This is a genomic window from Streptomyces ruber, assembly GCF_014648075.1.
Lineage (GTDB): Bacteria > Actinomycetota > Actinomycetes > Streptomycetales > Streptomycetaceae > Streptomyces > Streptomyces ruber.
Map to the genome: position 1 here is coordinate 294462 of NZ_BMQK01000007.1, position 21968 is coordinate 316429.

Annotated in this window: 15 protein-coding genes; 8 read left to right on the forward strand and 7 right to left on the reverse strand. The window is 73.4% G+C overall.

Annotated features, from left to right (window positions below):
• Positions 1-412 precede the first annotated feature (412 nt).
• Entirely contained in the window at positions 413-2236 is a 1824-nt protein-coding gene (locus IEZ04_RS18355) for an LCP family protein (protein ID WP_189217964.1), read from the reverse strand.
• A gap of 588 nt (positions 2237-2824) precedes the next feature.
• Complete coding sequence (locus IEZ04_RS18360; protein WP_189217965.1) at positions 2825-3577, reverse strand: TIGR03089 family protein; 753 nt, start codon at positions 3575-3577, stop codon at positions 2825-2827.
• Between the two features lie 120 nt (positions 3578-3697).
• Between IEZ04_RS18360 and IEZ04_RS18365 the strand changes: the two genes are divergently transcribed.
• Positions 3698-5191, forward strand: coding sequence for an N-acetylmuramoyl-L-alanine amidase (locus IEZ04_RS18365; protein WP_229821101.1), 1494 nt, complete (start codon positions 3698-3700; stop codon positions 5189-5191).
• A gap of 203 nt (positions 5192-5394) precedes the next feature.
• Entirely contained in the window at positions 5395-6477 is a 1083-nt protein-coding gene (gene manB / locus IEZ04_RS18370) for a mannose-1-phosphate guanylyltransferase (RefSeq protein WP_189217966.1), read from the forward strand.
• 140 nt (positions 6478-6617) lie between these two features.
• Here manB and IEZ04_RS18375 read toward each other — a convergent pair whose 3' ends face one another.
• From IEZ04_RS18375 to IEZ04_RS18390, 4 genes are all read right to left on the reverse strand, one after another.
• Positions 6618-7643, reverse strand: a complete 1026-nt coding sequence (locus tag IEZ04_RS18375; RefSeq protein WP_189217967.1) for a DNA-3-methyladenine glycosylase family protein — start codon at positions 7641-7643, stop codon at positions 6618-6620.
• An 83-nt stretch (positions 7644-7726) separates the two neighbouring features.
• Positions 7727-9049 carry a coenzyme F420-0:L-glutamate ligase gene (locus tag IEZ04_RS18380; RefSeq protein ID WP_189217968.1) on the reverse strand — a complete coding sequence of 441 codons (1323 nt, stop codon included), beginning with the start codon at positions 9047-9049 and terminating at the stop codon, positions 7727-7729.
• Positions 9046-10023 carry a 2-phospho-L-lactate transferase gene (cofD, locus tag IEZ04_RS18385; protein ID WP_189217969.1) on the reverse strand — a complete coding sequence of 326 codons (978 nt, stop codon included), beginning with the start codon at positions 10021-10023 and terminating at the stop codon, positions 9046-9048. The genes IEZ04_RS18380 and cofD overlap by 4 nt, the downstream gene beginning before the upstream one ends.
• A gap of 129 nt (positions 10024-10152) precedes the next feature.
• Positions 10153-10704 (reverse strand): cysteine dioxygenase, encoded by a 552-nt coding sequence (locus IEZ04_RS18390; protein WP_189217970.1) that lies wholly within the window; start codon positions 10702-10704, stop codon positions 10153-10155.
• A 746-nt stretch (positions 10705-11450) separates the two neighbouring features.
• On the opposite strand from IEZ04_RS18390, the gene IEZ04_RS18395 reads away from it, so the two are divergent.
• From IEZ04_RS18395 to IEZ04_RS18405, 3 genes are all read left to right on the forward strand, one after another.
• A complete protein-coding gene (locus IEZ04_RS18395) occupies positions 11451-11714 on the forward strand; it encodes a WhiB family transcriptional regulator (RefSeq protein WP_003975777.1) in 264 nt (87 codons plus the stop codon).
• Positions 11715-12035: 321 nt separating this feature from the next.
• A complete protein-coding gene (locus IEZ04_RS18400) occupies positions 12036-15761 on the forward strand; it encodes a glycosyltransferase family 2 protein (RefSeq protein WP_189217971.1) in 3726 nt (1241 codons plus the stop codon).
• A complete protein-coding gene (locus IEZ04_RS18405; protein WP_189217972.1) occupies positions 15758-17287 on the forward strand; it encodes a DUF5719 family protein in 1530 nt (509 codons plus the stop codon). Before IEZ04_RS18400 ends, IEZ04_RS18405 begins: the two co-directional genes overlap by 4 nt.
• A gap of 47 nt (positions 17288-17334) precedes the next feature.
• Here the strand turns inward: IEZ04_RS18405 and IEZ04_RS18410 are convergent, their stop codons facing one another.
• The gene (locus IEZ04_RS18410; protein ID WP_189218001.1) at positions 17335-17781 is read right to left on the reverse strand and encodes a metallopeptidase family protein; all 447 of its coding nucleotides are present in this window, start codon (positions 17779-17781) and stop codon (positions 17335-17337) included.
• Between the two features lie 369 nt (positions 17782-18150).
• On the opposite strand from IEZ04_RS18410, the gene IEZ04_RS18415 reads away from it, so the two are divergent.
• From IEZ04_RS18415 to IEZ04_RS18425, 3 genes are all read left to right on the forward strand, one after another.
• Positions 18151-18573: a DUF3499 domain-containing protein gene (locus IEZ04_RS18415; protein WP_189217973.1), complete on the forward strand. Its 423-nt coding sequence runs from the start codon at positions 18151-18153 to the stop codon at positions 18571-18573.
• 213 nt (positions 18574-18786) lie between these two features.
• Entirely contained in the window at positions 18787-20403 is a 1617-nt protein-coding gene (locus IEZ04_RS18420; protein WP_189217974.1) for an L-lactate permease, read from the forward strand.
• Between the two features lie 114 nt (positions 20404-20517).
• Positions 20518-21882, forward strand: a complete 1365-nt coding sequence (locus tag IEZ04_RS18425) for a phosphomannomutase/phosphoglucomutase (protein WP_189217975.1) — start codon at positions 20518-20520, stop codon at positions 21880-21882.
• Positions 21883-21968: the final 86 nt, after the last annotated feature.

The window sequence follows — 21968 nt, forward strand, 5'->3', positions numbered from 1 at the left end:
CACGACCGCGGTCGTGCCGTCCGGTGCCTCCAGCTCGTCCGGCCGGCCGGCGGCGTCGGTGTCCTCCGTTCCCGGCCGTCTCCGGCTCCCCCGTGCGTTCCCCCGCACCCCGCTGCGCATCATCTCGCTGCCCTTCCCCACCACGCCTGCCGAACGGGAGCGCCCCCGCTCCCTGTAGGACGGCCGAAGGCCCGCGGGGGATGTACTCGTCAGTACTCGTTTTCTCTTGAACTGAGCATGCGGAGAGCACGGAGCACCCGCCCCGACGGCGCGCTCCTGCCCGCCCACCCGGCCCGCGCGCCGCCCGCCTCGTCCGTGCACCCACGAACCCGGGCAGGGCACGCGCGTACACCCCCGGCGGTACCACCGCGCCCGGCCCGGACACCTCCCTGCGCCTGCCGGTCCGAGGTCGTCAGCCGGCGCAGACCTGCTTGTCCGCCGTGTTCTTCTCGACGTCCAGGTCCGCCGCCGCGGAGCCGTCCAGCGGAACGCCGGCCCCCTGGAAGTCCTTGCCCAGGGTCAGCACCATGGCGGGCAGACCCTGGGAACTGGTCTCGCTCTTGCCCTCGCCGGGCTGCAGCACCGACGCCGACAGGCCCATCAGGTCGGCCAGCTTACGCGCCTGGTCGGCCTGGTCGGGGTCGTACGCGAGGGTTGTCTTGTCCACGTCCGCCGACGCGTTGCCGAGCTGGCTGGACTTGGTGACGCCCTCCTCGTTCTGCAGCCAGTTCAGGGTCTCCTGCGCACTGCCGCTCTCGGCGCCGCCGTTGTAGATGTTGACCCGGACCTCGGAGGCATCGGCGCGCGCGCCCTCGAGCTTCGCGGCCTCCTTCTTCTTGGCCTCCTCGGCCTCCTTCTTCTTCACCTCGGTCAGCGAAACGTCACCGCGGACCGTTCGGAAGAGCTGCTGGGCCTGGGCCTCCTGCATCACGACGGTGGCCGCGTCGTCGGGGTTGTCGACCACCGGCACCTTCGTGAACGTCAGGTTCTTGGTGTTGACCTTGCCGATCTCCTGCGCGAGCCCGGCCAGCTTCTGGATGTCCGCGATCTTCGAGTCGACGGTCAGCGCCTTGGTGCCCGCCTCCGCGAGCGCGAGCAGCTTCTTGGGGTTGGTGAGCGTGTCGTCGGACTTCACCTGGCGCATCAGCGAGCCGAGGAACTGCTGCTGGAGCCCGATGCGGTCAAGATCGCTGCTGAACCCCACGGAGTACCGCGTGCGCACGAACGCGAGCGCGTCCTCACCCTGGATCTTGTGCTCGCCCGCGGTCAGGTTGAGCTTGGACTTCTTGTCGTTGATGTCCTTCTCGAGGCAGACCGTCACTCCGCCGACCGCCGTCGACAGCGTCTTCACCGCGTTGAAGTCCGCCACCATGAAGTGGTCGATCTCGATCCCGGTCAGCTCGGTGACCGTACGCATCGTGCAGCTCGGGGTGCGGTTGTCCTGGCCGAGGCTGTTGTTGAAGCGGGTGCTCGACGTGCCCGGGATGGTCACCGTGGTGCCGTCGTCCTGGGTGGTCGGGCAGTCCGGGATGTCCACGATCATGTCCCGCGGGATGCTCATCGCGGTCGCGTTCGAACGGTCTTTGGAGACGTGCAGCAGGATCGTGGTGTCCGCGTGGCCGACGCTGTCGGTGTCGCCGTAGCCGTCGTTGCCCTCGCCGGTGCGCTTGTCCGTGCCGATCACCAGGACGTTGATCGCCCGGTCCTTGCTGAAGCCGCCGGTGCCCGCGCCGTCGTCGGAGACGGCCGTGATGTTGCCGTTCAGGTGCCGGTAGTACAGGTAGCCCGCGGAGCTCGCGCCGACCAGCAGGAACGCCAGCGAGCCGCCCGTCCAGACGAGGACCTTCCTGCTCTTGGACTTCTGCTTGGTGCGGCGGCGGCCCGGCGGCGGCTCGGCGGGCGCTCCCCGGCGGCGCCGCGGTCCCGGCACCGTCTCCGGGATCTCACGGGTGTCCGGCGCGGCCTTGGCGGAGCGCGTACGGGCTCCGCCGGTCTGCGTTCCCCCGGGGCCCCCGGGTCCCCCGGTCGCGCCGGTTCCGCCGGTCTGCGTTCTACCGGCCTGTGCTCCTCCGGCGCGTGCCCCGGCGGTGCCGCCTCCCGCTTTACGCGGCCTCGGCACCGCCGACTGCGGAGCGGAAGGAGCCAGTCGCAATTCGTATTCGCCGGTGTTCGGGTTGAGCACCCACTGGTCTGCGGGATCGATGTCGTCCGCCCGCCCACGGCCTTGCGCGTCCACGGTTGTCCGATTCCTCCGTCGGGGCCACGCGGCGCCTTCCCCCTCCAAAAGGCGCTCGGGTCTCGTGCAAGTGGTGCGCGACCGAAGGCCTGGCACACCGGATCGCTCACACTATCCGCCCGATTAGGCCGCAAGCGACGCCGGTGACTATTTGCACGTCCCTACAACTGGGCAATCCGCCCATTTCTTGGTGCTTTTCTTCCGTCTGTTGACGTGCGGTTTACCTGCGGACGCCCGCAGAAGCCATGTTCACGCGGAAAGCCGGAGTGGCGCGTTCGGCGTACACGGGTCCGCCGGACGCCGCTTTCCGGTCGGTCCGCCGTCTCCGCCGGAGGGGGCGCGGTCCAGCGGAATCACCGTGGTGGCACGCATGCCCTGTCGGTTTCCTGTGCGAGTAACCCGGGTCTCCCCTCCGCGTGGAGGATCTTCGCGCCGGGATTTTCTCCGGCCGTGGACTCCGTCCCGCGGTCACGATTGACCCCGGAGGCGCACGGCCGGCCGTGCACGGTGAGGAATTGCACATGTTCCGTGAGGATTCTGCGCATGCCCGGACCGTCGTCGTCGCCGTCTTCCTCGTCGCCCGGGCGCTCAGCGCGTCGCGGACACCCGCTCGCTCTCGATCCGCCGCGCCAGCGCCTCCTCGCCCAGCCGGTCGAGGTGGCGGCACAGCACCACGGAGCCGCCGGTGGCGAGCGGGGCGTAGAGGCCGGCGTTCAGGCCCTCCCACGTGTCGTACGGCAGCCCGGACAGCAGTCGGGACGCGGGCCCCGTCAGTCCGAGCGACGGTGCCTCGGCGCGGGCCCGTTCCACCACCTCGGCGCCGCTGAACTCCCGCCCGGCGACGATCAGCGCGGGCTCCTCGGGGTCGACCGGGGCGTACGGCACGAAGCGGTCGCCCTGGCCCGGTACCTCGACGGCATAGTCGGCGAACCCCTCGGGCGGCTGCGGGAAGCGGCCGCCGAGCGGGCGCAGCGCGAGTGCGACGCGCTCGCCGGAGCAGGCGCGGGCCGCGTCCAGCGTGTCGGGGCCGCTGACCACGACGTCGGCCGCGGCCGGGTCGCCCGCGACGTCCGCGAGGGCGCCCACCGAGGAGCACGCCAGCAGCCACACCGCCGTCTGCCAGTGCGCGGGCAGCAGCAGCGCGACCCGGTCGCCGGGCTCGACGGACAGTCCGTCCTGGAGGAGGTTCGCGGTCTTGGCCACCCAATTGGCGAAGGTGGCCACGGACAGTTCGACGCGTTCGCCCGTGGCGTCGTCGTAGAAGGTCACCAGGGGGCGTGCGGGGTCCGCGGCGAGCGCGGATCGCAGCAGGTCGGCAGGGGTGCGATCGGTGGCGTTCACGCGCGCAAGGGTACGCGGGGCGATCGGGTGGCGGCCGGTGCGGGCCGAGTGGCGGGGCACCGGTTCGGTCGAACGCGCCCGACGGAGCGTCAAAGGTCGGATAGACATATATGTCCGCATATGTCAAAGATCGAGGGCATGCGACGATTTCTGTCATCCTCGATCGGCGTGACCTGCGCGGTGGCCCTGTCGCTGCCGCTGACCCTCAGTGCCTCGGCCGCGCCCCGGCCCCCCGCGGCCGAGGCGTCCGTCCCCGGTGCCACCCAGTCGATCCCGCTCGTCCCGCTCGCCCCGCCCGGCAGCGACCGGGCGGCCGGTCCCGCCGGGGCCGAGCAGGGTCTCGGACGCCGGACCGTGCGGCCGTTCTCGATGGTCGGCGTCGTCTGGCACGACCCGGACACCGAACTGCACGGCCGCGTGCAGGTCCGTACCCGCGAGGCCGGGACACCCCGGTGGTCCGGCTGGCAGGACATCGACACGCACAACCACGATCACGCGGCCGACCCGGACACCGCGGAACGCACCTCCGGCCGGGTACGCGGCTCGACAGCCCCCCTCTGGGTGGGCCGTTCCGACGGAGTGGAGGTACGCGTCCGCGCGGAGTCACGACCCGCGACGGGCACCGCTGACGACGGGGCGCACCCTGACGACGGGGCGCACCCTGACGACGGGGCCCGCCCTGACGACGGGGCCCGCCCTGACGACGGGGCCCGCCCTAACGACCGGCACCGCCCCGACGACCGGGCGTACGCCGGCGACTTGGCACCCCCCGCCAGCCGCAGCGCCCTCCCCGAAGGCATGCGCCTGGAGCTCGTCGACCCCGGTGCCGAGCCGGCGCCCGGGGGCGCCCTCCCCGCCGGCTCCGCGCGTCTCGGCACGCTGGGGTCCGAGACCGCCGCGGCCGTGCCCAACACCGAGTTGGCGCCGCTGGGTTCCGCCGAGATCCCGGCACTGTCCCAGGAGGAGACCAGAAAACAGCTCGTCGGCGTGCGGCCCGGCGCGAAGCCGTACATCGGTCCGCGCCCCCGTATCGTCACGCGCCGCGGCTGGGGCGCCGACGAGCGGCTGCGCGAGAGCGGCTTCCGCTACACCAAGCGTGTCAAGGCGGCCTTCGTGCACCACACCGCGTCGGGCAACAAGTACCGCTGCTCGCAGGCCCCTTCGCTCATCCGCAGTATCTACCGCTACCACGTGGTGAGCAGCGGCTGGCGGGACATCGGCTACAACTTCCTCGTCGACCGGTGCGGGCACATCTACGAGGGCCGCGCGGGCGGCGTCGCCAGGGCCGTGATGGGCGCCCACACGCTCGGGTTCAACGCGAACAGCATGGGCATCGCCGTGCTCGGCAGCTACAACAGCGCGAAGCCCCCCGCCGCGGCCGTCCGCGCGATCTCGAAGCTCACGGCCTGGAAACTCGGCCTTTACGGGGCGAACCCGCGTGGCAAGACATATCTGACGTCCGGTGGTGGCAATCTCTACCGAAAAGGTAAGAAGGTACGACTGCACGTCATCTCCGGTCACAGGGACGGCTTCGCCACCGAGTGCCCCGGCCGGCGCCTGTACGGAAAGCTCGGCAAGACCCGCTCCACCGCGGCGAACCTCCAGGGTCGGTAGACCGGCGCACCCCGCCCCGCACCGGCGTACGACGGAACGTACGCACCCACGGCGAACGGCCCGGTCGCCACGGACAATTCCACATCGCACCAAGCCATCGACGGACGCCCCGTACTGCCTTCGAAGGCCCATCGGAAAGGTCTGCATACACTGGCCGGCCGAAACAAAGTTCGGCCGGTCCCGGCAGGAAGCAGAGACGACAGGTGACAGAAGCGATCCTCCTGGTCGGCGGCAAAGGCACCCGGCTCCGCCCGCTCACGGTGCACACCCCGAAGCCCATGGTCCCGGCGGCCGGGGTCCCCTTCCTCACGCACCAGCTGGCGCGGGCGAAAGCGGCGGGTGTCGAGCACATCGTGCTCGCCACGTCGTACCTGGCCGAGGTCTTCGAGCCGCACTTCGGCGACGGCTCGTCACTGGGCCTCCACCTGGAGTACGTCACGGAGGAGGAACCGCTCGGCACCGGCGGCGCCATCCGCAACGTCGCCTCGCGTCTGCACTCGGGCCCCGACGACCCGGTCCTGGTCTTCAACGGCGACATCCTCACGGGCCTGGACATCGAGGCGCTGGTGGCGACCCACCGGTCGACGGGCGCGGACGTCTCCCTGCACCTGACGAAGGTCACCGACCCGCGCGCGTACGGCCTGGTGCCGACGGACGCGACCGGCAGGGTCACGGCCTTCCTGGAGAAGCCCCAGACTCCCGAGGAGATCGTCACCGACCAGATCAACGCGGGCGCGTACGTCTTCCGCCGCTCCGTCATCGACACGATCCCGGTGGGCCGCCCCGTCTCGGTCGAACGGGAGACCTTCCCGGACCTGCTGGCGGCAGGCGCCCACCTCCAGGGCATGGTCGACTCCACGTACTGGCTGGACCTCGGCACCCCGGCGGCGTTCGTACGGGGCTCCGCGGACCTCGTCCTCGGCCGCGCCCCGTCCCCGGCGGTCCCCGGCCGCTGCGGCGACCGCCTGATCCTGCCCACGGCCACGGTCGCGGGCGACGCCAAGCTCACCGGGGGCACGGTGGTGGGCGAGGGCGCGTTCGTCGGCGAGGGAGCCCGGGTGTCGGGCAGTACGGTCCTGGCGGGCGCGGTCGTCGAACCCGGCGCGGTCATCACGGACTCCCTGATCGGCGCGCGGGCCCGCATCGGCCGGCGGTCGGTCCTCAGCGGCGCGGTGATCGGCGACGGCGCGGTCGTCGGAGCGGACAACGAACTCCGGGACGGCGTACGGGTGTGGTGCGACGCGCGCATCCCGACGGCGGCGGTGCGGTTCTCGTCGGATCAGTGAGCGCCGGGATCACCGGGCGCGGGTGACCGGCCGTTTCGGCCGGTCACTCCGGACTCGCCGTCTCGATCGGTCACTCCGGACTCGCCGTCCCGACCGGTCACTCCCGGCCCGCCGTCCGGTACCGGGCACCGGTCACCGGCCTACGTGTGCTGCCAGATGGTGCCCACCGACATCCGCGGCCCGCGCCGCGGCGGCGTCCGTCCGGAGAGCAGGATCAGCCGGGCCGCCCGGTGCCGCTGGCCCGCGTACGGCTCCAGCAGCGCCAGCATCGCCTCGTCGTCGGCGTCCCGGTCACCGGCCAGCGCGTAGCCGACGATGCCGGGCAGGTGCAGGTCCCCGACCGTCACCGCGTCCGCCGCGCCATGACTGCGCTGCACGGTCTCCGCCGACGTCCACGGCCCGATGCCCGGTACGACCTCCAGCCGCGCCCGTGCCTCGGCCGGTGTCATCCCCGTGGTCTCCTCCAGCCGGGCGGCGACCCGTACGGCGCGCAGGACCGCCGACGCCCGCTTGGCGTCGACGCCGGCCCGGTGCCACTCCCACGAGGGGACCAGCGCCCACGTCCGCGCGTCCGGCATCACGTGCATCGGCTCCGGCACGGGCCCCGGCGCCGGCTCCCCGAACCGCCGGACGAGCAGCCGCCAGGACTTGTACGCCTCGACCGACGTGACCTTCTGCTCCAGGATCGACGGGATCAGCGACTCCAGGACCAGGCCGGTCCGGGTGAGCCGCAGTCCCGGACGCCGCTGCCGGGTCAGCGCGAGCAGCCGGTGCCGCGGCTCGAAGGCCGAGGGGTCGTCGAGGGCCCCGAGCATCGCGGGCAACTGCTCCAGCAGCCATCCGGCCCCCGGACCCCACGCCTCGGCCTCGGCCACCTCGCCGCGCACGGCGATACGCAGCGTCCCCGGCCCCGCCGGGGTGCGGCTCGCCCGCCACACGGACCCGTCGGGCATCAGCCGGACCGTCGGATCGTGGGGTCCGCGCCGCAGCGGCCCGAGCACCAGCCCGAGGTCGAGCGGCCACCCGGGACGCCAGGTCCGCCGCAGCCCGGCCGCGGCGGCGCCACGGGCGGCGGGCCGGGCCGCCCCGCCGGGCGCGGGTACGCCGGGGAGCCCGCCGTGCACCGCGGTGCCGCGTGCGGGCCGGGGCGCGAAGCGTCCTGCCACGGGGGATGCCTTCAGGGTCGTACGGGACGGGGGAGGCCGTCAGGGGGCCGGTCGTCCAGCATGCCTCATCGCGCGGCCCGGCCTCACCGCACCTCCACGAACGCCGCGGCGTCCCGCTCCGGGCGCGGCCGGGGCTCCTCCGCCGGGCGGCCCACCGCCACGGCGCCCATCGGGTCCCAGCCCTCCGGCAGCTCCAGCACGCGCCGTACGACGTCCCGGCAGAACATCGTGGACGACACCCACGCGGAGCCCAGCCCCTCCCCGGCGAGCGCCACGAGGAGGTTCTGCACCCCGGCGCCTGCGGCGACCACGAACATCTCCCGCTCGGCGCCGTCCCGCCGTTCGTCGCCGTAGTGGTGCGAGCCGTCCATGACGAGACAGGGCACCACCAGGTACGGCGCGTTGCGCAGGACGTCGCCCCGGCGCACCCGCCTGGCGATGGACTCCTCGCTCCTGCCGTCCCGCCGGAGGTCCGCGATCCACGCCTCCCGCATCGCGTCCAGCAGCGCGGTCCGCGACGCCTCGGACTCCAGCAGCACGAACCGCCACGGTGTGGTGTGGTGCGGCGCCGGCGCGGTCACCGCCGCCGCCACGGCACGCCGTACGGCACCGGGGTCGACGGGCTCGTCGGTGAACGCCCGCACCGTGCGCCGCTGGGTCACGGCCAGCCGTACGGCCTCCGAGGTCCCGAGCCGGAACATGTCGTCGCGCGCACCGCGCACCATCGCGCGCGTGCCCTCGCCGTCGTCCTCGGCCACCACGTGCCCGAGGCCGCGCACCACGGCGACGGGCCGCCCCGAGGCCTTCCCCTTCACCAGGTCACCGGCGGCGGCCAGCTCGTCGGCGGTCGCGACGACGGTCGCGGCGAGCGGATTGCCGTACGCGTCCGTCCCGCCGCGCAGATCGTCGAGCACGCGCACGCCCGCGGCGCCGATGGCGACGTCCGTCAGGCCCGCCCGCCACGGCCGTCCGAAGGTGTCGGTGACCACGACGCCGACGTCGACGCCGAGGGCGTTCCGCAGCCCCTCCCGGATCGACCGCGCGGACGCGTCCGGGTCCTCGGGCAGCAGCAGCACGGTGCCCGCGGGGGTGTTGGAGGCGTCGACCCCGGCGGCGGCCATGACCAGCCCCTGCCGGTTCTCGACGATCCGCAGCGTCCCGCGGCGCGCCACGACCCGTACGGTCTCGGCGTCGATGGCGGCCTCCCGGTCGGCGGCCTCGACGATCCGGCCCTCCGCCTTCGACACGATCTTCGAGGTGACGAGGAGCACGTCCCCGTCGGCCAGGCCCGGCTCGGCCGCGGCGATCAGCTTGGCGAGGTCGTCGCCCGGCTGCACCTGGGGGATGCCGGCCGGCGCCCAGACCCGGTAGCCGCCGGCGCCGTCCCGGAAGAGTCCGTCGCTCAAGCGCTCCGCACCTCCTCCGCCAGCGCCAGCGCCTCCTGGGCCATCCGCGCCGCCGCGTCCACGTCCGTCATCATCAGCGGGACGGCCCGGCACCGGATCCCGGCGGCCTCGACGCGCTCCACCGAGCCCGCGTCCACCGTGTCGACCAGCCAGCCGTCGAGCAGCCCCGAGCCGTAGTGCTCGGCGACGGCCGCCGCCGTCGCCTCCACGCCCACGGCGGCGAGCACCTTGTCGGCCATGCCGCGCACGGGCGCGTCTCCGACGATGGGGGAGAGGCCGACGACCGGCACCCCGGCGTCGGCGATCGCCTCGCGGATGCCGGGGACGGCCAGGATGGTGCCGACGGACACCACCGGATTGGACGGCGGGAACAGGATCACGTCCGCCTCGGCGACGGCCTCCAGGACCCCCGGCGCGGGCTTGGCGTGCTCGGCGCCGACCGGCACGACCGCCTCGGCCGGGACGGAGGCGCGCAGCCGCACCCAGTACTCCTGGAAGTGGACGGCCTTGCGCTCGCCGGGGCCGCCGTCGGCGCCGGGCAGCGTGACCGCGACATGTGTCTCGACCCGGTCGTCCGACATCGGGATGAGCCGCACCCCGGGCTGCCACCGGTCGCACAGCGCCTCGGTGACGGCGCTCAGCGGGAAGCCCGCGCCCAGCATCTGGGTGCGCACTATGTGGGTGGCGAAGTCCCGGTCGCCGAGCCCGAACCACTCGGGGCCCACGCCGTAGGCCGCGAGCTCCTCCTTGACGTGGAAGGACTCGTCGGTACGGCCCCAGCCCTGCTCCTCGTTGATACCGCCGCCGAGCGTGTACATCACCGTGTCGAGGTCCGGGCAGACCTTCAGCCCGAAGAGATGGATGTCGTCGCCGGTGTTGCCGATGACCGTGATGTCGGCGTCCGGCACGGCCCGCTTCAGACCGCGCAGGAACCGTGCACCACCGATGCCGCCGGCCAGAACCACAATGCGCATGGGAACAGTGTGTCAGCCGCCGGGCCGACTCGTTGAGGGCGGTGGCCGGGCGACGGGTGGGCCGGTTCCGCAGGCGGGTACGACGAAGCGCCGGCCGGAGGGGCACTCACCCGGTGACTGCCGTGCGCCTCACGCCCCGCGCGCCCAGCAGGCGGCGGCCGGCGGCGCCCCGGCCGGGGAAACGGCGGCCGAGGGGAGCTTCCCGGTCGTCCCGAGGCCCGGTCGGCGCATCGGCATCTCCGTCAGGCCCGGGTAGTAGATGTGCAGGCTGACCGCCGGTTCGAGCGCGTCGTTGACGACCTCGTGCGCGTACCCCGGTGCGAACACCCGCTGCGCCCCGGCGCCCAGCGAGCGCGTCCCCCGCCCGGTGCGCTCGGTCAGGACGCCGTCGAGGACGGTCAGCACACCGGAGGAGGGACCGTGGTCGTGGAGCCCGCTGCCCTGGCCGGGCACCCAGGACAGCAGCCACACCTCGTACCCCGGCCCCACGCGGAGCCGGTGGTACCAGCGCGAGGCCGCGTCGTACCGGACGAGGTCCTCCCACCGGCCGCGGTCGGCGGCGATCGAGCGGGCGAGTCCGGCGAACTCGGCCACGGTGGCCGGGTGTTCGCGCGGGGCCTGCAGCAGATGGGGTACTTCGAGGATGTCGCCGGCGATCTGGAGGTCGCTGTCGCTGTTCATGGAGAGGTGCGGTCCCTGGGCGGAGGAGTCGGGAAGATGGCGGGGCGCCGCCGGGCCGTCGCCCGGGTCACGGGCGCCGGGTGCGCCCGGGCGGGGCGTCGGCGGAGGGTGCGGCCGAGCGTCGCGCGGACCCGGGAGGGGTCGCGGCGGTGGCCTGGGTGGGGCCGGGTGCGAGGGGCTCGGGGAGGGCCGGAGCGGTCAGCTCAACAGCCGGGACAGCAACAGCTGCAGCGAGCGCGGGCAGCACCGGAGGACCCGGCGGAGCGGGTCGGGGTGAGTGCCGAATTCGCGAGCATGCCCCCAGGACAGCGGTTCACACCTGGGCTGTCAACTCGGCCTCCTGTGGACGGGCCGTGTTTCACCTCATCCGGGCCACCGGTCAGATGAAAGGTTTGCTCACGGGGATGTCGGGACACATGGCGTCCACCGGGCGTGAAACCCCAGGCGAACGGCGGTCCAAACGTGATCAAGGTCGCTTCGGTGTTCGCGTCGCAACGAGATCGAACCTTTGAGCGTCCTTGCTCGTACGGGAGCGAGGTCCGCTTGAGGGCCCGTCCTGCTGTCAGGGTTTATGGCGATTTGAACACTTTCCGCTTGGCCTTGGTTCCGCAGAGTGAATAAGGGGCTCAATAGCAGATCTCGGCTTGACTCGCCCGTAGCAGCACACTTGTAATTTCACTCGTGTCGTTCAGCCGAAATCGGTACGGCAACACCACGGGGACGCGAAAGACAGACGAGGGGCGCACATGACCGAGCTCGTGCAGCAACTGCTGGTCGACGACGCGGACGAAGAACTCGGCTGGCAGGAGCGCGCGCTCTGCGCCCAGACCGATCCCGAGTCCTTCTTCCCCGAGAAGGGCGGCTCCACCAGGGAGGCCAAGAAGGTCTGCCTCGCCTGCGAGGTCCGCTCGGAGTGCCTGGAGTACGCGCTCGCCAACGACGAGCGGTTCGGCATCTGGGGCGGCCTGTCGGAGCGCGAGCGCCGCCGCCTCAAGAAGGCCGCCGTCTGAGAGACCGTCACGGATCCGGAGACCGTCACCGTGACGGATCCGGGGGCCGCCACGGATCCGCAGGCCGCCACGGGCCCGGAGACCGACGGGACCGCCGCGCGGCGGCCGCCGGACATCGGTAACCGGACAAGCACGCGCGCGCGTGCCACCGACCAAACCGCACACACCCTTACGTAACGACCGGCCCGTCGCCTTGGTTGTCCACAGGCGGCGGGCCGTTCGCTGCCCAGCCGTTAGTGTGGTCGCTCGTCCGAGACGTCCCGCTGTCCCCCGATGACGCGGGCGTCCACCGCAGTCCATCGAACCGGGGCCCGTACCTCGATGTCCGTGCACAGTCACACGGCAGCCCACCACGACGCTGCCACAGCGGTGTTCGACCCGACCCGCCAGGCGGCGTCCGACCGCCGGCCGCTGTCGGACCCGACCCGCTCACCCGAGTTCCCGCGCCATGTGGTCACCGCGGTCCTCGTCGCCCACGACGGCGCCCGCTGGCTGCCCGACGCGCTCGCCGGGCTGCTCGGCCAGGAGCGCCCCGTGCAGAACGCCATGGCGGCCGACACCGGCAGCGCGGACGACTCCGCCCAGCTGCTCACCGACGCCCTCGGCGCCGACCGGGTCCTGCACCTCGCCCGGCGCACCGGCTTCGGCCAGGCCGTCGACGAGGCCAACCGCACCGCCGGTGTGCTGACCCCGGACGACCTGCCGTACCTCAAGCGCCCCAGCGGCTGGGACCCCGTCACCCGCACCTGGCGCGACGACGCCTACGACCTGCCGGAGCTCCCCCACGGCGAGCCCGTGCAGTGGCTGTGGCTGCTGCACGACGACTGCGCCCCCGAACCGGACGCGCTCGCCGAGCTGTTGCGGGTCGTCGACAACGAGCACGAGCTCGGCCGGGACGTCGCCGTCGTCGGTCCCAAGCTGCGCGGCTGGTACGACCGCCGCCAGCTGCTGGAGGTCGGCGTCACCATCGCCAACTCCGGCCGTCGCTGGACCGGCCTGGACCGCCGCGAGCAGGACCAGGGCCAGCACGACCACGTACGGCCCACGCTCGCCGTGTCCACCGCCGGCATGCTGATCCGCCGCGACGTCTACGAGGAGCTCGGCGGCTTCGACCGGCGGCTGCCCCTGATGCGCGACGACATCGACCTGTGCTGGCGCGCCACGGCCGCCGGGCACCGCGTCCTCGTCGCCCCCGAGGCGGTGCTGCGGCACGCCGAGGCGGCCTCCCGCGAGCGCCGCACCGTCGACTGCGCCGGCCGTAACGCCGCCTCCCCGCACATGGTCGACAAGGCGGGCGCCGTCTACACCCTGCTCGTCAACACGCGCACGGCAGCGCTGCCCTGGGTGCTGGTCCGGCTCGTGCTCGGCACGCTGCTGCGGACCCTCGCCCACCTCGTCGGCAAGGTCCCCGGACAGGCCGTCGACGAGATCCGCGGCCTCCTGGGCACGCTGCTGCGCCCGGAGCGCATCCTCGCGGGACGCCGCAGCCGCGGCCGCCCGCAGCTCGACAAGGGCGAGATGCGCCCCCTGTTCCCGCCGCCCGGTGCCACCGTGCGGGCCACCGTCGAACAGGTCGCCGGCAACCTGGTCGGCCGCTCCGGCACCGAGACCTCCGCGGCCGGACGGCACGGCGGCGCGGTCGAGTCGGGCCCCGGCGGCGACGACGCCGACTTCCTCGAGGTCGAGCAGTTCGCGCGGCTCAAGCGCGTCGCCCGCAGGCCGGGCCCCGTGCTCTTCGTCGTCCTGCTGCTGGCCGCGCTCGTCGCCTGCCGCGGACTGCTCGGCGGCGGGGCGCTGGCGGGCGGCGCGCTGCTGCCCGCGCCCGTCGGCTCCGGCGAGCTGTGGTCGCGCTACCTCGACGCCTGGCACGCGGTCGGCACGGGCGGCACCCAGTCCGCGCCGCCGTATCTCGCGATCGTCGCCCTGCTCGCCTCCCTGCTGCTGGGCTCCACCGGACTCGCGGTGACCGTGCTGCTCGTGGCCTCGGTGCCGCTCGCCGGGTTCACCGCGTACTTCGCCTCCCGGCCCCTGGTCACCTCGCGGCTGCTGCGCGCGTGGGCGGCCGTCGCGTACGCCTTCCTGCCCGCCGTCACCGGCGCGCTCGCGGGCGGCCGCATCGGCACCGCCGTCCTCGCGGTCCTGCTCCCGCTCATCGCCCGCGCGGGCGCCGCGGCCGCCGGGCTCACCAGCGCGACGGATGCGCGCGGCAGCTGGCGCGCCACCTGGGCGTACGCCCTGCTGCTGACGATCACCACCGCCTTCACGCCGGTCGTGTGGCCCATCGCCCTCGTCCTCGGCCTCGGGGTCCTCGTCCTGCGCCGCCGGGACGTCGCCGCGTACGGGCTGCGCTTCCTGGCCCAGCTCGGCACCCCGCTGCTGGTCCTCGCCCCCTGGTCGCTGACGCTGCTGCCGTTCGGCTTCTTCCAGGAGGCCGGCATGGAGTACGGCGCGAGCGCGGCCTCCGCGACCGACCTGCTCGGTGCCTCCCCGGGCGGACCCGGCACCGTCAGCGGGCTGACGCTCCTCGGCATCGTGCTGGCGGCGCTGGCCGCCCTGCTGCGCTCCGAGCGGCAGCTCGCCGTCCGGACCGCCTGGACCGGTGCCCTGGTGGCGCTCGTCCTCGCCGTCCTCTCCAACGGCTCCGCCTGGGCCGGACCCGCCACCCTCGTCTACGGCCTCGCCCTGCTGGCCGCCGCCGTGCTAGGTGCCGACGGGGCACGCGCGCGCGTGGCCGAGCAGAGCTTCGGCTGGCGTCAGCCGGTGGCCGCCCTCATAGCGCTCGCCGCGGCCGCGGGCCCGCTGCTGGCGGCGGCCGGCTGGATGATCGGCGGCGCCGACGGCCCGCTGCAGCGGCGCGACCCCGTGCAGGTGCCCGCGTTCGTCGCCGAGGACAGCGGCACGCGCGACCAGGCCCGCACACTGGTCCTCGACAGCGACTCGCCCGCCGAGGTCGGCTACAGCCTCGTACGGGGCTCCGGCGCGCGTCTCGGCGACGCCGAACTAGCCACGGCGGCGGGGGACAACGCGCGGCTGGACAAGGTCGTCGCCAACCTCGTGGCGGGCTCCGGCGCCGACCAGGCCGACGAACTCGGCGGCTTCGCCGTCCGCTACGTCCTCGTCCGCAAGGGCGCGCCCCGTGAGGTCGGCCGCGTCCTGGACGCCACGCCCGGCCTGTCCCGGCTCAGCCAGCAGGACGGCACCGCGCTGTGGCGCGTGGACCGGGAGGTGGCCCGCGTCACCGTCGTCTCCGGTTCCGGCGAGCCCGTGCCCGTCGCGGCCGGACCCGTCGAGGTCCACACCACCCTTCCCGAGGGCGGCGGGGACCGTGTCCTGCGCCTCGCCGACAGCGCCGACGAGGGCTGGACCGCCACCCTCGACGGCGAGCCGCTCACCCGCGTCACGGTCGACGGCTGGGCCCAGGGCTTCAAGCTGCCCGCGGGCGGCGGGAGGCTGGACGTCACCTTCGACGAGCCGCTGAGCCACACCGGCTGGCTGTGGGCCCAGGGCGCGCTCGCCGTCGTCCTGGTGGTGCTGGCCCTGCCGGGCCGCCGCCGGGACGTCGACGACGACCTCCCCGAGGAGCCCGTCGTGCCCGCCCAGGACATCACCGGCGACGGCCGCCGCGCCCGCCGGCTGCGCGCCCAGGCCGAGGCCGGACGGGCCGCGGAAGAGGCCGACGCCGCGCGGACGGAGAACGGACAGGACCCGGACGCCGCCCCGCCGTCCCCGGAAGCGGCCCCGGAGCCGGTCGCCGTCGCCCAGCAGCAGGCGTACGACGGATGGGACACGCCGGGGTACGCGGGCGCCGGGTACGGCGGGTACGGAAGTGACCCGTACCAGCAGAACCAGCAGTACGCGGCGGACGGCTACCAGCAGCCCTACCAGGCCGACCCCTACCAGGGCGCCCAGTACGACCCGTACGCCTACGGGGACACGAACGGCTCGTACGGCCAGACGAGCGGCCAGGCGTACGGGCAGGGCTACGACGCGCCGTACGACCCGGCGCACGGCACCGACAGCGAGCGTCCCGACGGAGGCCGGCAGTGAAGCGCACCACCCTGTCCCTGATCGCCGGCGCGACCGCGCTGGCCGCCGTCACCGGTTTCGCCGTGCTCACCGCGCCCGAAGCCGCCACCGGGACCACCGCCAGGGCGGCCGCCCAGCTGCCCGTGGAGCGCACGAGCCTGCTCTGCCCGAAGCCGAGCACCTCGGACGTCGCGGAGACCGCGTACACGTCCTTCACGCCCGTCACCGAGGGCACCGGGGACAGCGGGAAGGCCACGCTCGTGGCCGCGACCGGCAGCGGCGGGAACGGCGGGAACGGCGAGGACGGGAACAAGGGGACGGACGGAGACGGAGGCAAGGGGACGGAGGAGCCGGCGAAGCCCGTCCTGGAGCCGAAGGAGGCCGGCAAGCCGGTCACCGGCAGCGTCGACGGCGCCGACGCGCCCGCCCTCGTCGGTACCGCCGGGGGAACGCTCGCGCCGGGATGGACCGTCCAGCAGACCACCGAGATCGACGCGGGCACCGGGCGCGGCCTGCTCGGTACGGACTGCACCGCGCCGGACACCGAGTTCTGGTTCGCCGGAGCCAGTACGGCCGTGGACCGCACCGACTACGTCCACCTGATCAACCCGGACGACTCCGCGGCCGTCGTCGACGTCGAGCTGTACGGCAAGGACGGGGAGCTGGAGACGACCGTCGGGGACGGCATCACGGTCCAGCCGCGCTCCGGCGAGCCGGTGCTGCTGTCCACCCTCACCGACGCGGCCGAGACGGATCTGACCGTGCACGTCAGTGTGCGCAGCGGACGGGTGGCGGCGGCCGTCCAGGCACTGGACGACAAGCTGGGCGGCGACTGGCTGGCGCCTTCGGCCGATCCGGCGGGCAGCCTGGTCCTGCCGGGCATCCCCGAGGACGCCGCAGGCGTGCGGCTGGTGGCCTTCGTGCCCGGGGACACGGACGCCGACCTGAAGGTGCGTCTGGCGTCGCCCAACGGGCAGATCACCCCGGTGGGCCACGAGACGCTCCATGTGAAGGCCGGCATGACGGCCGCCGTCGACCTGGGCGACATCACCCGGGGCGAGGCCGGGTCGCTGGTGCTGACGCCCACGAGCACGTCGGCCCCCGTGGTCGCCGCCGTGCGGGTGGTGCGCGGCAAGGGCGACGACCAGGAGACGGCGTTCGTCCCGGCGAGCCGGCCGGTGGGCACGCGCGCGTCCGTCGCGGACAACCGCGAGAAGGGCACCACGCTGGCCGTGACCGCCCCGGACAAGGCCGCCGAGATCAAGGTCACCGCGTCCGCGGGCAGTGAGGGCGGCACCGAGGTGTCGAAGACCTTTTCGATCAAGGCGGGCACCACACAGCACGTGGAGGTGCCCGTCCCGAGCGGGCTGAAGGGCACGTACGCGCTGACGGTCGAGCCGGTCTCCGGGGGACCCGTGTACGCGTCCCGCATGCTGCGGGCGGGCACCGACGGCGGCACCGGGTTCACGGTGCAGACGCTGCAGGACGACCGGGGCACCGTGGCGGTCCCGGAGACGCGGCAGGACCTGTCGGTGCTGCTCCGGTAGCCGGCCAGGACCCGGCCGGGACCGGTTCCGCCGCGGCGGGACCGGTCTCAGTCCTCGCCGTAGCGGGGATCCACCGTCTCCGGGGTGAGGCCCAGGAGTTCGGCGACCTGCTCCACCACGACCTCGTGGACCAGCGCGGCGCGCTCCTCGCGGCCCTTGGTGCGGATCTCGACCGGACGGCGGTAGACGACGACACGCGCGCGGCGGCCGTCACGGGCCGGGATCGTGCCCCCCAGGGGGACCGCCTCGTCGTTCCAGGCGCTGTCCGGGTCCAGCCGCGGCACCTCGAGGACCAGGAAGTCGATGTCGTCCAGTTGCGGCCAGCGCCGCTCCAGACGCTCCACGGAGTCCTGCACCAGATCCGCGAACACCTCGGCACGACTCGCCGAGAGAGGCACCTGGGGCGGCGCGACAGGACCGCGCATGCCCCTGCCGTGCCGGTCACGGCGGCGGGGCCCGGGCGCGGCGGCACGGGGCGGTACGGCGTTCTCCATCACCTGTGAAGCGTAGTCCTCACAGGGGGCGCGGTGCCGGGCGTCCACGCGGTCCCGGGCGGGTGCTCCGCCGCGCGGACCAGCGGCCCCGTCCAGGACCCGTCCGGGAGCCGGCCCGGGATCCCGCGCGGGCGGCGCCTCGGGGAGGCCGTACGGCATGTCGCCACATGCCCAATCAAGCCAAGGTTGGGCTCGTTTTTGCATCTTTCCGAGACCGTCAATCTCGCGGCAATTGACTGAGTTTGCAAGGAAAAGTGATCGACATCGACCGTGTTCGACATTTCGGACGACTGGTTCCGAGCTGGTCAGAAAGGTGTGCCGAGTGGTGTGTGTGGGGTGTCTCACAAGGCGACACGGTCGGGTGACGCGGTGGGGAGTCGTCGCGGCCCGCTCAAGAGTGCGGTACCGTCCAACGTCGTGAGCCCTGTACGTCGCTGTTCGCGCACCGCTTGCGGCCGTCCCGCCGTAGCGACGCTGACGTACGTCTACGCCGACTCGACCGCGGTCCTCGGCCCGCTCGCCACCTACGCCGAACCCCACTGCTACGACCTGTGCGCCGAGCACTCCGAGCGCCTCACCGCCCCGCGCGGCTGGGAGGTCGTGCGGCTGCTCGACGGCTCGGCCCCCGCCCGGCCCAGCGGTGACGACCTGGAGGCGCTCGCCAACGCCGTGCGCGAGGCGGCCCGGCCGCAGCAGCGCACCGCGGAGGCCGCCGGCGGCGACCGCGCGGTCGACCCGATGGAGGTCGCGCGGCGGGGTCATCTGCGGGTGCTGCGCTCGCCGGACAACTGAGGAGCGTCCCCGCCCGCCGGGCGGTCGCCTTCCGGCGCTCCTGCGGCGACTCCCGGCCCCGGGTGCTCGTTTCCCGTCGCCTTTCCCCGTGCGACCGCAACACTGAGGCCCTGCACGCTCATTGACGTGCCGTTGTTGCGGACACGACCATTCCGTATGTGTGAGTACGCACGAGAGATCAATTCCGCATGACGGAACCGGGGAGGCAACCCGTTGTACGTCCAGGAACTGGAACCCGTGGCCGGCTCGCTCGGCCTGTCCGCACTCGTCGCGACCCTGCCCCTCGTCATCGTCCTGGTCCTGCTGGGCGCGGTCCGCATGAAAGCCCATCTCGCCGGGCTGACCGGCCTCCTGGCCGCCGTGCTCGTCGCGTGGCTCGCCTACGGCATGCCCCTCGGCCAGACCCTGTCCGGCGCTACCCACGGGGCCGTCTTCGGGCTGTTCCCGATCATGTGGATCGTCGTCAACGCCCTGTGGGTGTACCGGATGACCGTCCGCACCCGCCACTTCGACATCCTGCGCCGCTCCTTCGGCCGCCTCTCCGACGACCCCCGCATCCAGGCGCTCGTCGTCGCCTTCTGCTTCGGCGCGCTCCTGGAGGCCCTCGCGGGCTTCGGCGCGCCGGTCGCCATCTCCGCGGTCATGCTCGTCGCCCTCGGGTTCGAACCAGTGCGCGCGGCCGTGATCGCGCTCGTCGCCAACACCGCGCCGGTCGCCTTCGGCGCGATGGGCACGCCCGTCGTCACGCTCGCCCAGGTCACCGAACTCCCCCTGGACAGCGTGGCGTCCGTGGTCGGCCGCCAGACGCCGCTGCTGGCCCTCGTCGTGCCGCTCGTGCTGGTCTGGCTGGTCGACGGCCGGCGCGGGCTGCGCGAGACCTGGGTGCCCGCCCTGGCGTGCGGCACCGCCTTCGCCGTCGCCCAGTTCGCCGCCTCCAACTACGTCTCCGCCCAACTCGCCGACATCGGGGCCGCCCTGCTGGGCGCGGCCGCCCTGGTCGCCGTGCCCCACGCGCGCAGGCCCGCCTCGCAGCCCGTACGCGCCGCCGTGCTCACCGGCGCGCGCAGCGAGGACCTGGACGAGGACGATCCGCGCCGCGAGGTCGTACGGGCGTATCTGCCGTACGTGCTGATCGTGGCCGTCTTCTCGGTCGCGCAGATCCCCGTCGTGAAGGACTGGCTGGCCGGGGCGACGCGCACACTGGACTGGCCGTTCCTGGACGTCGTCGGCCCCGGCGGCGACCCGGTGGGCGCCAACGTCTTCACCTGGCCCGTCGTGTCGACGGGCGGCACGCTCGTGCTGATCGCCGGCGTCTGCTCGGCGGCCGTCCTCGGGGTCCACGCGCGCGTGGCGGTCAAGGAGTGGGCGGCGACCGTGCGCGAACTGCGGTTCGCGATCCTCACCGTCACGTCCGTGCTCGCCCTCGCCTACGTCATGAATCTGTCCGGACAGGCCGCCACGATCGGCCACTTCGTCGCGGCGGCCGGGGCCGGGCTCGCCTTCCTGTCGCCGGTCCTCGGCTGGTTCGGCGTCGCCGTCACGGGCTCGGACACCTCGGCCAACGCGCTCTTCGGCGCGCTCCAGGTGAACGCGGCCCGGCAGTCGGGCCTGTCGCCCGAGCTGCTCGCCGCCGCCAACAGCTCCGGCGGCGTCCTCGGGAAGATGATCTCGCCGCAGAACCTCACCATCGCGGTCGCGGCCGTGGGGCTAGCGGGGCAAGAGGGGGACCTGCTCCGCAAGGTGCTGCCGTGGAGCCTCGGACTGTTGCTGGTGATGTGCCTGATCGTGGTGGGACAGAGCACCTTCGTACTGGAGTGGATGCTTCCGTGACGGCGGGCGGAGAACGGCCGTAACCTGCACCGACGCCCTCGGCGCAAGCACGGCCCGCTGTCGGTCCGGACGGGTAGTTTGGGGTGACCGAAGAGGACTTCAGGAGGGTTGGCCGTGTCTGCTGATCTGTCGACGATCGTCAAGGCGTACGACGTACGCGGTGTGGTTCCGGACCAGTGGGACGAAGCGTTGGCCGAGCTGTTCGGAGCGGCCTTCACCCAGGTGACCGGGGCGACCGCCATCGTCGTCGGACACGACATGCGGCCCTCCTCGCCCGGCCTGTCGCGCGCCTTCGCGCGCGGTGCCGCGGCGCGCGGGGTCGACGTCGTCGAGATCGGCCTGTGCTCGACCGACCAGCTCTACTACGCGTCGGGCGCGCTGGACCTGCCGGGCGCGATGTTCACGGCGTCCCACAATCCCGCCCGGTACAACGGCATCAAGATGTGCCGCGCGGGCGCCGCGCCCGTCGGCCAGGACACGGGCCTGGCGGAGATCCGCGAGCTGGTCGAGCGGTGGAGCGGGAGCGGCGCGCCGGAGCCGGCCGCCGAGACCGGGACGATCACGCGGCGGGACACGCTGCGGGACTACGCGGCACACCTGCGCTCCCTGGTCGACCTGAGCTCCGTCCGGCCCCTGAAGGTCGTGGTCGACGCGGGCAACGGCATGGGCGGGCACACCGTGCCCACGGTCTTCGAGGGCCTGCCCCTCGACCTGGTCCCGATGTACTTCGAGCTGGACGGCACGTTCCCCAACCACGAGGCCAACCCGCTGGACCCGGAGAACATCGTCGACCTGCGGAAGCGGGTCCGCGAGGAGGGTGCCGACCTGGGCATCGCCTTCGACGGCGACGCCGACCGCTGCTTCGTGGTCGACGAGAACGGCGACCCGGTCCCGCCGTCCGCGATCACCGCGCTCGTGGCCGCCCGCGAGCTCGCCAGGCACGGCGGCTCCGGCACGGTCATCCACAACCTGATCACGTCCTGGTCGGTCCCGGAGGTCGTCCGTGAGAACGGCGGCAGCCCCGTGCGCACGCGCGTGGGCCACTCCTTCATCAAGGCCGAGATGGCGCGGACCGGCGCGATCTTCGGCGGTGAGCACTCCGCGCACTACTACTTCCGCGACTTCTGGAACGCCGACACGGGCATGCTGGCCGCCCTCCACGTCCTCGCGGCCCTCGGCGGCCAGGAGGGCACCCTGTCGGCCCTCGTCGCCCAGTACGACCGCTACGTGGGCTCCGGCGAGATCAACTCCACGGTCGACGAGCAGGCGGCCCGCCTCGCCGCGCTCAAGGCGGCGTACGCGGGCCGCGGGGACGTCGAACTGGACGAGCTGGACGGCCTGACGGTGACCGCGGCGGACTGGTGGTTCAACGTCCGCCCGTCCAACACCGAACCCCTGCTCCGACTGAACGCGGAGGCCCGGGACGAGGCCACGATGTCCAAGATCCGTGACGAGGCACTGGCGATCATCCGGGGCTGAGGGGTTTGCCTTCGGCGTCTGGGGGCGGGGAGGCTGAGGGTTCGCTTCCGGCTCCGGGACAGCGAGGGTTCCAAGCCTCAGGGTCA

Coding starts and splice junctions, on each gene's coding strand:
- IEZ04_RS18395 (WP_003975777.1), top strand. CDS start 11,451: ATGACCGAGCTCGTGCAGCAACTGCTGGTCGACGACGCGGACGAAGAA.
- IEZ04_RS18400 (WP_189217971.1), top strand. CDS start 12,036: ATGTCCGTGCACAGTCACACGGCAGCCCACCACGACGCTGCCACAGCG.
- IEZ04_RS18390 (WP_189217970.1), bottom strand. CDS start 10,704: ATGAACAGCGACAGCGACCTCCAGATCGCCGGCGACATCCTCGAAGTA.
- IEZ04_RS18365 (WP_229821101.1), top strand. CDS start 3,698: ATGTCAAAGATCGAGGGCATGCGACGATTTCTGTCATCCTCGATCGGC.
- IEZ04_RS18410 (WP_189218001.1), bottom strand. CDS start 17,781: ATGGAGAACGCCGTACCGCCCCGTGCCGCCGCGCCCGGGCCCCGCCGC.
- cofD (WP_189217969.1), bottom strand. CDS start 10,023: ATGCGCATTGTGGTTCTGGCCGGCGGCATCGGTGGTGCACGGTTCCTG.